The 14,960-nt window shown below is 64.5% G+C and carries 9 protein-coding genes; 4 read left to right on the top strand and 5 right to left on the bottom strand.

All coding sequences use genetic code 11. From position 1 onward, the window contains the following. Window positions 1-30: 30 nt before the first annotated feature. The gene (locus PCJ21_RS15240; protein WP_269932259.1) at window positions 31-897 is read left to right on the top strand and encodes a uracil-DNA glycosylase; all 867 of its coding nucleotides are present in this window, start codon (window positions 31-33) and stop codon (window positions 895-897) included. Between the two features lie 9 nt (window positions 898-906). Here the strand turns inward: PCJ21_RS15240 and PCJ21_RS15235 are convergent, their stop codons facing one another. After that, window positions 907-1,308 (bottom strand): hypothetical protein, encoded by a 402-nt coding sequence (locus PCJ21_RS15235; protein WP_269932258.1) that lies wholly within the window; start codon window positions 1,306-1,308, stop codon window positions 907-909. Window positions 1,309-1,441: 133 nt separating this feature from the next. On the opposite strand from PCJ21_RS15235, the gene PCJ21_RS15230 reads away from it, so the two are divergent. After that, entirely contained in the window at window positions 1,442-2,248 is an 807-nt protein-coding gene (locus PCJ21_RS15230; RefSeq protein ID WP_269932257.1) for a helix-turn-helix domain-containing protein, read from the top strand. Here PCJ21_RS15230 and PCJ21_RS15225 read toward each other — a convergent pair. The 3 genes from PCJ21_RS15225 to PCJ21_RS15215 form a co-directional block, all read right to left on the bottom strand. After that, window positions 2,226-3,248 (bottom strand): Stealth CR1 domain-containing protein, encoded by a 1,023-nt coding sequence (locus PCJ21_RS15225; RefSeq protein ID WP_269932256.1) that lies wholly within the window; start codon window positions 3,246-3,248, stop codon window positions 2,226-2,228. The genes PCJ21_RS15230 and PCJ21_RS15225 overlap by 23 nt on opposite strands. A gap of 64 nt (window positions 3,249-3,312) precedes the next feature. Then, entirely contained in the window at window positions 3,313-4,260 is a 948-nt protein-coding gene (locus PCJ21_RS15220) for a DMT family transporter (RefSeq protein ID WP_269932255.1), read from the bottom strand. Next, complete coding sequence (locus PCJ21_RS15215; protein ID WP_269932254.1) at window positions 4,257-6,566, bottom strand: xanthine dehydrogenase family protein molybdopterin-binding subunit; 2,310 nt, start codon at window positions 6,564-6,566, stop codon at window positions 4,257-4,259. The genes PCJ21_RS15220 and PCJ21_RS15215 overlap by 4 nt, the downstream gene beginning before the upstream one ends. 151 nt (window positions 6,567-6,717) lie before the next feature. Between PCJ21_RS15215 and pepN the strand changes: the two genes are divergently transcribed. Continuing rightward, window positions 6,718-9,363, top strand: coding sequence for an aminopeptidase N (gene pepN / locus PCJ21_RS15210; RefSeq protein ID WP_269932253.1), 2,646 nt, complete (start codon window positions 6,718-6,720; stop codon window positions 9,361-9,363). Window positions 9,364-9,587: 224 nt separating this feature from the next. Further along, entirely contained in the window at window positions 9,588-11,921 is a 2,334-nt protein-coding gene (locus tag PCJ21_RS15205) for a PAS domain-containing sensor histidine kinase (RefSeq protein WP_269932252.1), read from the top strand. A gap of 83 nt (window positions 11,922-12,004) precedes the next feature. Here PCJ21_RS15205 and PCJ21_RS15200 read toward each other — a convergent pair whose 3' ends face one another. Next, the gene (locus PCJ21_RS15200; protein WP_269932251.1) at window positions 12,005-14,959 is read right to left on the bottom strand and encodes a bifunctional [glutamine synthetase] adenylyltransferase/[glutamine synthetase]-adenylyl-L-tyrosine phosphorylase; all 2,955 of its coding nucleotides are present in this window, start codon (window positions 14,957-14,959) and stop codon (window positions 12,005-12,007) included. Between the last annotated feature and the right edge of the window lies 1 nt (window position 14,960).

The raw sequence follows: 14,960 nt of genomic DNA, 5'->3' as shown, positions 1-14,960 counted from the left end.
AAATCGTCGCCGCAAAGCCGAAACTGCGGCATGGCCTCACTTTCGGGAAATGAACGTCCGGATCTACGCGATCTGCTCGCCTTCTATGCGGCGGCAGGCGTCGACGATGCGCTTGAAGACGAGCCGATCGACAGGTTTGCCGAAAGTGCACAGCGGGCGGCTCCTGTCCCAGCGGAGGCGTCTCGCGCCATGCCGGGGGATGCCGGACGAGCAGCGGCCGAAGCCGGGCGGAACGATAGGGCAGCGCCGCCGCGCCCGACCATGGCGGCCGCAGTGCCGGACGAGGCCCAGGCCGCCGCCGCACGCGAGTTGGCGACGAAAGCGGCCTCGCTCGACGAGCTCAAACAGATCATGGACGCCTTCGAGGGCTGCAATCTCAAGGCCACGGCCAAGAGCTTGGTGTTCGCCGACGGCAACCCGGATGCCGACCTGATGCTGATCGGCGAAGCGCCGGGGCGCGACGAAGACCTGGAAGGGCTGCCGTTTGTCGGGCGCTCGGGCCAGTTGCTCGACCGCATCCTCGCCGCCATCGGGCTTGACCGCAGGTCGGCCTACCTCGCCAACGTCATCCCCTGGCGGCCGCCGGGCAACCGCACGCCGACCCCGCATGAGACGGAGATCTGCCGTCCATTCATCGAACGCCAGATCGCCCTCTCCCGACCCAAGGTAATTGTGTCGCTCGGCGGACCTTCGGCCAATCTGCTGACCGGCTCGCCCGACGGCATCCTGCGCCTGCGCGGAACCTGGAAAAGCCATACGACGGCAGACGGCACGGTCATTCCCGTCATGCCGACGCTGCACCCGGCATATCTGCTCAGAAATCCCGCCCATAAGAAGCTTGCATGGCGGGATTTCCTCGAGGTCAAGGCGAAGCTGCGCGAACTGGGTTCGCTTTAGGGGCACCAATCAGGCAGCGCCACCGGCCCCGGCGCGCCGCAGGCCGATGAACTGCAGTTCGGCGAACACCACGACGGTCAACGCCTGCCCCACCACGAAGGCTATTCCGAGAAGATTGGGCCCAACCGCGCCCGACACCAGCAGGCCGAAGCTGGCCGCTGCCCACAAGGCATTGATGGCGATGAGGTCGATGACAACCAGCTTCGACACAGTGGCGCGGCGGGCCACCAGCAACAGCATGGCAACGAACGGCACGAGCGCGATCCCGGCCCAAAACAGCAAGCGCTCGGACAGACCGAGCAGCGGCGACAGAAGCGGCGCGCCGGCGATCATGAGCAGGCCGGCGGCACCGCTGACGACGGCGTCGGCGCGAAGAGCGTTGCGCAGGAAGGGCGTGACGAAAACGGACATGGTGGTGTACCTTTCGAGTTGTGGAGGCGAGCCGATGCCGCCTTCCTGCCAGCACCAATCGCATCGCGACTGCACCAAGGCGACTACGCGAGAGGTAATAGGAATGAAGATCAGTTGCGCCTAGATTGACGACATGAGCACAGGTCGCACCGCAGAAAACAGCATCGGCACCCAGATCCGCGAATGGCGAACCAGGCGGCGCATGAGCCAGCTCGACCTCGCGATAGAAGCGGAAATCTCGCAACGCCACCTGAGTTTCATAGAGAGCGGGCGGTCCCAGCCCTCGCGCGACATGGTGCTGCACCTGGCCAAGCAACTGTCGATCCCGTTGCGGCAGCGCAACCAGATGCTGCTGGCGGCAGGTTATGCCCCGAGCTTCAGCGAACGGCCGCTGGACCACCCTTCGCTCACGCCCGCCATGGAAGCGGTCCGCATGGTGCTGAAAGGCCATGAACCCTATCCGGCAATCGCGGTCGACCGGCACTGGAATCTGATCGAGGGCAATGCGGCGCTGGGACCGATGCTTTCAGGTGTCGAAGAGACTTCGCTGCTGAAGTCGCCGGTAAACGTGCTGAGGCTGAGCCTCCACCCCAAAGGTCTGGCGCCGCACATCGTAAACCTGCACGAATGGCGTGCGCATTTGATCGAGAGGCTGAAGCACCAGAACGACACTGCCGGCGATCCGAAGCTCAAGGCGCTTGAGCAGGAACTGCTTGCCTATCCGGACGGGCCGCGCGTTGGCCGCGCCATCCAGGCGGATGCGCTGGCAATCGTCCATCCGCTGCGGCTGCGCATGGGCGACGCGATTCTGTCGTTCATCAGCACGATCACCGTGTTCGGCACGCCTCTGGACGTTGCGCTTTCTGAGCTTGCCATCGAGTCGTTTTTTCCAGCCGACGAAGAAACGGCGGTCCGGCTCAGGAGCCTGACAAAGCAGTAACGCGCGCCGGCACGGCTTGCATCATGCCGAGGCAATCGGTTTCAAAGGGGGCCGGCGCGGGGAAAATCGCCTCAAGCGCCGCCTGCATCTCCGCCGCCCGGACGCTGGCGCGATCGTCGTCGTCGATCTCGTCATTGAGGCAAAAGAACCTGGGCGGCTGGTCGACAAGACGTTCGAGCGACCGACTGAACTCATCGCTGTCGCGCACGGGGATGACGTGCTCTTCGGCCAGCGGCGCCAATCGCGCTCCGTCGGGTCGATCGCGATCGCGTTCGGCAACGGCGTTGATGTAGAGGACACGAGCCAACGCATCGGTGCGGTAGCGAAAGCGGTGCCGGGCGGTGCGGCGCAGCCAGAATGCATATTTGTCATCCAGCCAGGCCAGATCTCGAAGGTCCATGAGCAAGGGAACGTGGGCAGGATAAGCCCAGTGCCGGCGACGCAGACTGAGACTAAGCAAAAGATTGTTGAAGCCAAGAACGTGCTGGTAGCGATCGCCACGCATTCGCAGGCGCGGCAGGCGACACGCAAGGGCGTGGAGTCGCGATGCGCCATCCGCAGCGACGAATTCTTCCCGCGGCACCGGCTGCCCGACGAAGAAATCGTCGTTGAACAGCAGGAAACGGTTGGAGACGCCAACGCGGCCGATGCGCAACAGGTTGGCTTCGATGGCGCTCGAACTGAACGTCGGCAGGCTTGATGGATCGGCGAAAAACGCTTCGTGAGTGATCAGATTGATGCCGGGATGGTCGACATCCAACCATGGCGGCACCTGGCCGTTGGTGACGAGATGGATGGTTCGTACCCACGGCAGGTTTCGATGTATCGACCGCAGCGAATAGCGCAGTTCGCCATTCTCGCGGAAGCGACAGGCAGGCGGCTGCAGCCACGGAAGCCGGGGCCAGTAGCGCGCCAGACTCGCCTGCTGATCGGGATCGTTGCCGTCAACCCATGGGATGACCACGTCGATCGCATCGGAGATTTCAGACTGACGTGCCATTCGACGGACTCCGGTCCGTTTGAAATTGAAGGGAGCGGGCAGGCTCCACGATTGATTATCGCGCCTATTGCGGCGTCGAAGCTGTCTTCATCGCCTGGCGCTCGATACCGAGACGACGTTCGCGCCAGATGATGAAGATACCGGCGCAAACGACGATGACTCCGCCGACCAAGGTATACAGGGTCGGCAGGTCGCCGAAGACGAAATAGCCGACGACGATGCCAAGGAGCAAGGAGGTGTATTCGAAGGGCGCGACGGTCGAGGCTTCGGCATGGCGGTAGGCCTCGGTCATGAACAGCTGGGCGATGCCGCCGCAAAACCCGCCGGAAACCAGCAGCACGGTTTGCCCCCAACTGAGCGACTGCCAGCCGAAGGGGATGCTGAACAGCGCCATCACGCTTGCGGTGAGTGAGAACCACAGCACGATGGTCGCCGTGCGCTCGGTGTGGACAAGGTTGCGCACGAGCAGCATGGCGATGGCCGACAGCGCCGCCCCGGCGAATGCAGCCACCGCACCCATTGCGGCCTTGTCGCCGACGCCCTCCGGCGAGGTGAACAGCGTCAGGTTGGGCCACGACACGATGAGAACGCCGATGAGGCCGATGGCGACCGCCGTCCAGCGGTAGGCGCGCACGTTTTCGCCGAGGAAGATGGCGCTGAAGACGACGACCAGCAGCGGCTGGGCATAGTTCAGCGTAATCGCCTCGGGCAGCGGCAGTTGCGTCAGCGCATAGAAGCCGAAGCCCATGGCGGTGACGCCGGCCAGTCCGCGCATGATGTGGCCGAACGGCCGCTCGGTGACGACGGCGGTGCGCAGTTCGCCTCGCCAGGCCAGGAAGACCAGGATCGGAAAGATGGCGAAGAAGGAGCGATAGAAGACGATCTGTCCGGCCGGCACCTCGCCGGTCAGCTTGATGGCCGTCGACATGCCGACAAAAATCGCAACCGAAATGACCTTGAGCGCAATTCCAGTGAGCGGCGACGAGCCGACCGGGCTTAGCTGCTGCTTCACTTGTGCCGGGCCGCCTTGATAGCGTTCCAGACACGTGACGGGGTTGCCGGCATTTCGATGTGGCCGATGCCGTAGGCGCGGTGCAGCGCGTCCGTCACCGCGTTGAGCGCCGCAGGCGTAGCACCGATGGTGCCAGCCTCGCCCGCGCCCTTCATGCCCATCGCGTTGGTGGTCGAAGGCACGTTGCGCGTCTCGAAATGGAAGGATGGCACCGTGTCGGCGCGCGGCATGGCGTAGTCCATGAAGCTTGCAGTCAGCAATTGTCCGTCATCGCCATAGACAGCCTCTTCCGACAGCGCCTGGCCGATGCCCTGGACGACGCCGCCATGAACCTGTCCGGCGAGCAGGACCGGGTTCACGGTGGCGCCAAAGTCGTCGACGATGGTGTAGGCGATCACCTCGGTGGCGCCGGTATCGGGATCGATCTCGACCTCACAGATATGCGTCCCATTCGGATAGGTGGCCTCGTCCTGAACGAATTCGCCCAACGCCTTGAGATCATCGGGATTCTTCGCTGCCGCGTGAAGTGCTGCGAAGTCGATTGCACGGTCGGTTCCGACGATGCGCGCCTCGCCATTGGCGAGCTCTATGTCGGCCGCGGCGGCCTCCAGCTCGTCGGCGGCGAGCTTCCTCAGCTTGTCGGCAAGGGCAGCGCCAGCGCGCGAGGCCGAAACGCCGCCGAGCGGGATGGAGCGCGAGCCACCGGTGCCGCCGCCCTTGGCAAGCTGGTCGGTGTCGCCCTGATGAACGCTGATGCTTTCGATGTCGAGATTGAGCTTTTCGGAGACGAACTGCGCGTAGGCAGTGGCATGGCCTTGGCCGTTCGACTGTGTGCCGATAAAGACCGACACGGTGCCGTCGGCATTGAGCTCGACGCGCGCCGGCTCGGAACCGGCAAAGGCGCAGGCCTCGATGTAGGTCGCCATGCCGATGCCACGGATCTTGCCGCGGGAGCGCGCCTCGGCGAGCCGATCGGGGAAGCTCGCCCAGCCGGCGCGCTCCATCGACAGGTCCATATGCGCTTCGAACTCGCCGACATCATAGAGCCGGCCGGTCTGGGTGCGGTAGGGGAACTGCTCGGGGCGGATGAAGTTGCGGCGGCGTATTTCGCCGGCCTCGAGGCCGAGATCGCGGGCGCAGGCGTCCGCCAGCTTCTCGACCAGCAGCGCAGCCTCGGGCCGCCCCGCGCCGCGATAGGCATCGACCGGGCAGGTGTTGGTGTAGACGCCAGTGATCTTCACGTCGAGCGCCTGGATATCGTAGACACCGGTCGACATGCTGGCGCCAATATGGGCGATGATGGGACCGTATTGCGAAATGTAGGCGCCGACGTTGGACAGCAGGTCGACGCGCAGGCCGAGGAACCGGCCGTCCTTGTCCATCGCCATCTCGGCCGAAACGACGTTGTCGCGCCCTTGCGCATCGGTCAGGAAATGCTCGGTGCGGTCGCTGGCCCATTTGACCGGCTGCCCCAGCCGCCTGGCGGCCTCCAGAACCAGCGCGTGCTCGCGATAGGCAAAGGCCTTGGTGCCGAATCCGCCGCCGACATCGGGGGTAATGACGCGCAGCTTTTCCGGAGCAATGCCAAATACTTGCCCGGCCAGCGCGTTGCGCATCGAATGCACGCCCTGCGAGCCGGTGGTCAGTACGAAGCGGTCCTCGTCGTCGCGCCATTCGCCAATGGCGGAGCGCGGCTCCATGTAGTTGCAGATCAGCCGGTTGTTGACGAACTCGACGCGGGTGACATGCGCGGCAGCAGCAAAAGCCTTGTCGGTCCTGGCGCCGTCGCCGAGTTGGTAGACGAAGGCCTTGTTGGTGCCGAGCTCGGGCCAAACCAGCGGCGCATCCGCTTCGAGCGCTGCAGCCGTTCCGGCTGCAGCCGCATCATCCGCATACTCGACTTCGATCAGTTCGGCAGCGTCCTGCGCCAAGGCGCGGCTATCGGCAACGATGAAGGCCACCGCGTCGCCGACATAATGCACGCTTTCGTGGCACAGAATCGGGATGTCGCGGGTCGGTGCACGGGTGCCATCGGGCTGCTTCTGCATGACCGTCGACTTGAGATCGCCAAGATGGGCGATATCGCCGGCCAGTAGCACCAGACGAACGCCCGGCGCTTCGCGCGCCGCATCGACGGGGCCGACAGTGAACCTGGCATTGGCCACCGGCGAGCGCAGCACATAGCCATGCAGCAACGAGGCGGGAGCGATGTCGTCGGTATAGCGGCCACGACCGGTGATGAAAGCGCCGTCCTCGACGCGCAGGACGGACGCGCCCATTCCGAATTTCGGCGTGACGATTGTCATATCTGCCTCGTGAGGATTGGTGAAGGGAGCGCAGCAATGTGCGGTCGCGAGCAGTTTTGCCGAGGGGACGTTTCGTGTAAAGAGCAGCGGCCGCATATTTATTCTACCAGCGTGGAACCAGCGTTCGGAATTCGACAGGAAGGCCATTTGCATGCGCACTGATACTGGACAGGTATTTCGTCTCGAGGACTACCGGCCGAGCGACTACCTGATACCCAGGACGGAACTCGATTTCCGGCTGGGCCAGGACAGCACCAGGGTGGTGGCCAAGCTGGCGATCGAGCGGCGCGCCGATGTCGACAAGCCGGTCCGTCTCGAGCTGGACGGCGACGGGCTGCAACTGCGCCGCATCGAGATCGACGGCGCACAGCTGCCGGAGGACGCCTTCGAGGCGACGCCCGACAGTCTGGTGATTCACAACCCGCCGGCGTCGGGCCGCTTTACCTTGCTGATCGAGACCGAGCTTGCGCCATCGCGCAACGAGGCGCTGATGGGGCTCTATCGCTCCAGCAAGGTCTATTGCACCCAGTGCGAGGCCGAGGGCTTCCGCCGCATCACCTATTTCCTTGACCGGCCGGACATCCTGTCCGTCTACACCGTACGCATCGAGGCCGAGCGCGCCGAGGCGCCGCTTCTGCTCTCGAACGGCAACCCGGTCGAGCATGGCGACCTCGGCCAAGGCTGGCACTACGCCGTCTGGCACGACCCCTTCCCCAAGCCGTCCTACCTGTTTGCGCTGGTCGCCGGCGACCTCGGCTGCATCAAGGACCGCTTCGTCACCGCTTCCGGCAAGGACGTGGAACTCGGTATCTATGTCGAACACGGCAAGGAGAACCAGGCGGGCTACGCCATGGACGCCCTGCGCCGCTCCATGAAGTGGGACGAGGACGTGTTCGGCTGTGAATACGATCTTGACGTATTCAACATCGTCGCCGTGTCCGACTTCAACATGGGGGCGATGGAGAACAAGGGCCTCAACATCTTCAACGACAAGTACGTGCTTGCCGATGAGGAGACCGCGACCGACGGCGACTTCGCCAATATCGAGGCGATCATCGCGCATGAGTACTTCCACAATTGGACAGGCAACAGAATCACTTGCCGCGACTGGTTCCAGCTCTGCCTCAAGGAAGGGCTGACGGTTTTCCGCGACCACGAGTTCTCGGCCGACGAACGCTCGCGGCCGGTCAAGCGCATCGCCGAGGTGCGCACGCTGCGCGCGCACCAGTTCCCGGAGGACCAGGGGCCGCTTGCACACCCGGTCCGCCCGCGCCGCTATCGCGAGATCAACAACTTCTACACGGCAACCGTCTACGAGAAGGGCTCGGAAGTGGTGCGGATGATCCGCACCGTGCTCGGCGCCGAGCTGTTCCGCGGGGGCATGGACCTCTATTTCGAGCGCCACGATGGAGACGCGGCGACCATCGAAGACTTCCTCAAGGTGTTCGAGGACGTGTCGGGCAAGGATCTGTCGCAGTTCGCGCTGTGGTACCATCAGGCCGGAACGCCGAACCTCAGCGTGTCAACGTCGCACAACTCTGGCAGCGGCGAATTCACCATCGAGATCGAGCAATCGGTGCCGCCGACGCCCTCGGAAAGCCGCAAGCGGCTGATGCACATTCCCCTCGCCTTCGGTCTGGTCGGCGCCGACGGCAAGGACATGGCCTATGCCGCTGTGGAAGGGGCCACCGTCGACAACGGCGTGATCCATGTCCGCAAGCGCAAGCACGTGGTGACCTTCTCGGGCATCGCCGAGCGGCCGGTGCTGTCGCTCAATCGCGGCTTCTCGGCGCCGGTGACGCTGACCGTCGAGCAGCGCCCCGATGACCTGATGTTCCTCGCCTCGCACGACAGCGATCCGTTCTCGCGCTGGCAGGCGTTCAACACGCTGCTGACCGACGCGACGATTGCAGCGTTCAAGAGCAGCCTCGGCGGCAAGCAGCAGACATTCAGCCCGGGACTGGTCACGCTGGCCGGGCGCATCGCCGGCACCGATGGCCTCGAACACGCATTCCGGGCGCTGGCCCTGACCTTGCCGGGCGAAGCCGACATTGCCCGCGAAATCGGCAAGAACATCGATCCCGACGCGATCCATGCCGGGCGCGAAGCACTGGCGCGCGCGATCGCAGCGGCCAATGGCGAAATCTTCTCGCAGCTCTACGAGGGGCTGCGCAGCAACGGCGCGTTCTCGCCCGACGCCGCCAGCGCAGGCAGGCGTGCCTTGCGCAATACGCTGCTCGACTATCTGGCGATCCTGCCAGGCGGCGAAAAGCGGGCGGCCGAGCACTTTGCCACGGCCACCAACATGACCGACCGGGCAGCCGCACTTGCCATCCTGGCCCACAGGCATGGCGGGTCCGAAGAAACGAAGAAAGCACTGGCCGAATTCGACAAGCGCTATCGCAGCGATCCCTTGGTCATGGACAAATGGTTCATGATCCAGGCGACCGCGCCCGGCGCAAGCGCCGTCGATGCGGTCAGGGCGCTGATGGAACATCCGGCCTTTTCGATCGCCAATCCCAATCGCGTCCGTTCGCTGATCGGCGGCTTCGCCAGCGCCAACCAGACCGGCTTCCATCGTGCCGACGGGGCCGGCTACGCCTTCTTCGCCGAGACCGTGCTGGCCGTCGAAAAGCGCAACCCGCAGGTGGCGGCGCGCCTGGCGACCGCGATGCGCTCGTGGCGTTCGCTCGAACCGAAGCGGCAGGCCAAGGCGCGTGCGGCACTGGTTTCGATACAGGCCAAGGACGGGCTTTCCGCCGACCTGCGCGACATCATCGATCGCACACTTGCCTGAGCGACAAGTACCGACTTCCACGGCACGGCGGCTTGCGACCATCGCGGCCGCCGTTTTGGTTCGGGCGAAACGCCTCAGCTTTTCGGCTACGATTTTAGGACAACTTTAATCTTTTTCGCCTCGCCCACTGGACAAGGGGAATCAGCTTTGATTCTTTAGTACCGATTCGGAAGTGCGGTGTTGCCGGATCAGTCAACTCAAGATGGGATTTGCGGGGAGCCAATATGGCCAAGGCGGACGCGTGGGGCGCGCCCGATGAGACTGCTGTTGTCCGACGCAAGCCGGCGCGTGGCGCCAGCTTGGCCGGCAATGCACGTCTTATCGCCGAACCCGCCTACAACCGCCTGCTCGCCGCCGAACCGATCCTGCGCCGGTCGATCCCGACGCTTATCATGATCTTCCTGATCGTCGTCGCCGGCACGCGCTTCCTGTCGCTGATGTCCATGCGCGACGACGTCGAGCGCAACGCCAAGGCGATCCTGTCGCTTGCCGCGGGCGAAATGGTCAATTCGTTGATGGTCGACACCACCAACGAAGTGCCGCTCGCGACCGCCGGGCACGACCTTCTCGAGCGTTCGAGCCAGCAAGGCATGCTGAGCCGCAGCCATGTCATTGCCCTGACCGACCAGAATTTTCGCATCATCGCCGTAACCCCTCAGTCGACGGGCTGGCAGGGCCAGGCGCTCGACGCCATTGTCTCCGGCGGCCAGCCGCTGTTCATGTTCGGCGACCGCGCCGGCGTCATCAGTGTCCGGATCGGCGGTCAGGACTGGTTCGCCGCGGTCAGCCTGGCCGAGGGCAAGCGCGCCGCGGCGGCAGCGATGGTGCCGCAGGACGCGGTGTTCGCCGAATGGCGCAAGACCGTGTCACTGAACGTTGCGCTGTTCGTGATGACGGCCGGCATCCTGATCATCATCCTGTTTGCCTATTTCAGCCAGGCGGCGCGCGCCCAGGCCGCCGACCAGATCTATCTTGAAGCGCATGAGCGCATCGACCTGGCGTTGGTGCGCGGCAAGTGCGGGCTGTGGGACTGGGACATGGTGCGAGGCAAGATGTACTGGTCGCGCTCGATGTACGAGCTTTTGGGTTACGAGTCCTGCGAGGGAATGCTGTCCTTCGGCGAAGTGGCCCGTATCATCCACCCCGACGACGGCGACCTGTTCGAGATGGCGAACCAGGTGGTGGCGCGCGAGGTCGATCATATCGATCGGGTGTTTCGCATGCGCCATGCCGACGGCCGCTGGGTCTGGATGCGCGCCCGCGCCCAGGTCATCGACCCCGAAGCGCCCGAAATCCAGATGACCGGCATTGCCGTGGACATCACCGAGCAGCGGCATCTTGCGCTGCGCTCGGAAGCCGCCGACCTGCGGCTGCGCACGGCGATCGAAAACATCACCGAGTCCTTCGTGCTGTGGGATGCCAACGATCGGCTGGTGATGTGCAATTCGAAGTACCAGCACGACAACGGCCTGAACGACCGCGACGTCCTGCCCGGCACCGCGCGCCAGGATCTGGAAGAGCGCATGATGGCGTTTGCTTCCGAGCGCCGGCTTGCCAACGCCAACGGTCCGCGCGCCGGCGCCACCTACGAGCGCCAGCTTTCCGACGGCCGCTGGCTTCAGGTCAACGAGCTCAGGACGCGCGATGGCGGCATTGTGTCGGTGGGCTCCGACATCACCCAGATCAAGCAGCACCAGGACAAGCTGATGGAAAGCGAGCGTCGGCTGATGGCGACGATCCACGACCTAAGCCTTGCCCGCCGCACCGAGGAAGAGCGCGCGCGCGAGATGGCCGAACTCAACCGCAAATACATGAAGGAAACCGAACGCGCCGAAGCCGCCAACCGCGCCAAGTCGGAATTCCTCGCCAACATGTCGCACGAACTGCGCACGCCGCTGAACGCGGTCATCGGCTTCTCGGAGTTGATGGAAGGCCGGCTGTTCGGGCCATTGGGCTCGCCGCGCTACGAGGAATACGCCCGCGACATCAATTCCAGCGGCAAGTATCTGCTCGGGGTCATCAACGACATCCTCGACATGTCGAAGATCGAGGCCGGCCAGTTCTCGATGGATCGCGAGGAAATCGACCTTTGCCCGCTCATCCGCGAGACGGTTCGCGTGATCTCGTTGCAGGCGGCGCAGAAGCAGATCACCGTCGAGACGCAGATCGCGGATTCGATGACGCTGTTCGCCGATCGCCGGGCGATCAAGCAGATCGTCATCAATCTCCTGTCCAACGCGGTAAAATTCACCGGACACGGCGGCCGCATTTCGGTGCGCGCGCGCAACGCCTCCGGCGCGATGACGCTGAGCATCGAAGACAATGGCTGCGGCATCCCGAAGACCGCGCTCAACAAGCTCGGCCGGCCGTTCGAGCAGGTGCAGAACCAGTTCTCCAAGAACCACGAAGGCTCGGGCCTTGGCCTCGCCATCTCGCGCTCTCTGGCTGAGTTGCATGGCGGGGCGCTGAAGATCAGGTCGACCGAAGGGATAGGCACCATCGTTGCGGTGCGCATCCCGGTCCGCAGGGTCAGCCGCCCGATGAAAAAGGCCGCCTGAGGCGACCTGATCCAGATTTCAACGGACGAACCGCCTGGCGCCTTTAAGTTTCATCGTCGGCTTGGCATGGACGTCCCACCGCCCTACTTGCGCTTTGCACGAAGCAACTTGTCGAAATCGCTTCGAACCTGCTGCGACGTTTCCCTGAGATGTGCTTCAAGCACGCCGAAATCGGGCAAGTCGGTTGCCGCGAGCAGCAGATCCGAAAGCCCTGGTGGAACATCGTTCCGCTCGAAGGCGCCAGTTAGGCACAATCTCGTCATCTGTGTGATCGCCGCATAAAGACCGTAGGCATCGACCAGGTCCTCGCGAACCTGCGCATCGGCGAAGCCTGGCGCCAGCCGGTGCAGGTTTTCGGCGGTGCTCGTCGTATGTCCCAGCCCCTCGATCTTGCCGGTCAGCACCGCCACCTGGGCGATGAACTCGAGGTCGATCAAGCCGCCCGGCACGAGCTTTATGTCCCACAGGTCCTGCGGCGGCTTCTCGTCCTCGATCATCTGGCGCATGTCGCGCGCCTCGGCCGCCACTTTGGCAGCGTCGCGCGGCAGCGCGACGATGTCAGCCACTTCCGCCTCGACGTCGGCGCAGAGCGACGCCGCGCCGGCGATCGGGCGCGAGCGTGTCAGCGCCATGTGCTCCCACGTCCAGGCCTCGTCGCGCTGATACTTGCGGAAAGACGAGATGTGGGTGGCGACCGGCCCCTTGTTGCCGGAGGGGCGCAGCCTTAGGTCGAGCTCGTAGAGCACGCCTTCAGCGGTCGGCGCGGAAACCGCGGCGATCAGGCGCTGGGTCATGCGGGCATAATAATGCGACGGCGCCAGCGGCTTGTCGCCGTCGGACTCCTCGGCCTGCTCGTCGTGGTCGTAGAGCAGGATGAGATCGACGTCGGAGCCGGCCGTCAGTTCGCGGCTGCCGAGCTTGCCCATGCCAAGGATCGCCACGCGGCCGCCTGATATCTTGCCATGGCGAACGGCGAACTCGGCTTCGACCGCATCGAGCGCGGCACCTACGGTCAGATCTGCAAGATCGGAGAATGCCTTGCCGGCGCGCGAGGCATCAATGGCGCCGGCGAGCAGGCGAACGCCGATCAGGAACTTCTGTTCGGCAGCGAAGATGCGCAGGCGATCGAGCACCTCCTCGTAGAGGCGCGTGCTTTCGAGAAACGCCGAAAGGCGGGCAGCCAGATAGGCGCGATCGGGCAATTCGGACAGGAGGGCGGGATCAAGCAGGCCGTCGAAGACATGCGGCCGGCGCGTGATGATGCCTGCAAGCCGCGGCGCAGCGCCCATGATGGTCGCCAGCAGCTTGAGCAGGGCGGGATTGGACTGGAGCAGTGAAAACAGCTGTATGCCGGCGGGAAGTCCCGCCAGGAACTCGTCGAAACGCATCAGCGCCTCGTCGGCGCGGCGCGTCTTGCCGAAGGCTTCGAGCAACGCCGGCGTCAGCTCGGTCAGCCGCTCCCTCGCCTCCGCCGATTGCGTCGCCCGGTAGCGGCCGAAGTGCCACGAGCGGATGACCCGGCAGATGTCGGAGGGCCGCTGGAAGCCCAGATTGTGCAATGTGTGCAACGTGTCGGGGTCATCGACATCGCCGGTGAAGACGAGATTGCCGACGCCCGACGACAGCTCGGGGGCTGCTTCGAACAGCGCGGCGTAATGCCGTTCGACCTCCTGCAACGAAGCACGAAACGCCTTGGAAAAGGTTTCGGCATCGGCCATGCCGAGCATGTGGGCGATGCGCTCGATGCCCTCATCATCCTCGGGCAAGGTGTGCGTCTGTTCGTCGGCGACCATCTGGATGGCGTGCTCGACCCGGCGCAGGAACCAGTATTGGCGCTCCAGCGCATCGCGCGCATCGGCCGTGATCCAGCCGCGCTCGGCGAGCTGGGCAAGCATCGGAACCGTGGCGCGCCCGCGCAATTCGGGAAAGCGCCCGCCGGCGATCAGCTGCTGGGTCTGGACGAAGAACTCGATCTCGCGGATACCGCCCCGCCCGAGCTTGACGTTGTGGCCCTTCACCGCGACTTCGCCGTGCCCCTTGTGGGCGTGGATTTGGCGCTTGATCGAATGGACGTCGGCGATCGCCGCGTAGTCCATGTATTTGCGCCAGACGTAAGGCTGGAGTTCCTTCAGGAAGGCCTCTCCGGCTGCGATGTCGCCGGCGACGGGGCGTGCCTTGATCATCGCCGCGCGCTCCCAGTTCTGGCCGCGGCTTTCGTAATAGTGCAAGGCGGCCGGCACCGAGATGGCAAGCGGCGTCGAACCCGGATCGGGACGCAGGCGCAGGTCGGTGCGGAAGACATAACCGTGCTCGGTGCGGTCCTGCATGATGCGCACGAGCCGCCGGGTGAGGCGCGCAAACAGCTCGGTCGCCTCCATCGGATCGATGATCGCCGACGCCTCCGGATCAAAGAACACCACCAGGTCGATATCGGAGGAGAAGTTCAGCTCATGGGCGCCGAGCTTGCCCATGCCAAGGATGATCCATCCCGAGCCGACGGTCGGATGGTCCGCATCTGGTAGCTTCAGCTTGCCTTGCTGGTTGGCGTCCCGGAGCAGGAACTCGATGGCCGCGCTGGTGCAGAGATCGGCGAGATCGCTCATGCGGCGCACGCTTTGCGCGGCATCGGCCTCGCCCGACAAATCCGCCAAGGCGACCAGGAAATGCCCCTCGGATTTCAGCCGGCGCAGGCGCGCCATCAGATTCGCTTCGGTGACCTCCGGATCGCGCGGCAACGCTGCGATCACCACGCCGATGGCAGCGAGCCGTTCGGCAACGGACACATCGAAGAGCCGGTCGAGCATTTCCGGCTGACGCCGGGCGCTGTCGCGCATGAAGACGGAGAGATCGAAAACGGCGGCGAGGAACTCCTGCGTTGCGCCAGCCGCGCGAAGAAAACCTGCCAGGCGATCCAACCCCGCATCGTCCGCAGTGGCTGCGAATTCCGCCAACTCTCGGCCAGCCCGCTCGGCGTCGAGCGGCTTGACGTCGGCCTTCAACTCCAGGCGCAATTGGGTCGAGGGCTTCTTGGCCGCCATG

The sequence above is a fragment of the Aminobacter sp. HY435 genome, assembly GCF_027568395.1.
In the GTDB taxonomy this organism is placed as follows: Bacteria; Pseudomonadota; Alphaproteobacteria; order Rhizobiales; family Rhizobiaceae; genus Aminobacter.
Note: the sequence above shows the minus strand (reverse complement) of the source record. Positions and strands in the feature narration are given on the sequence as shown.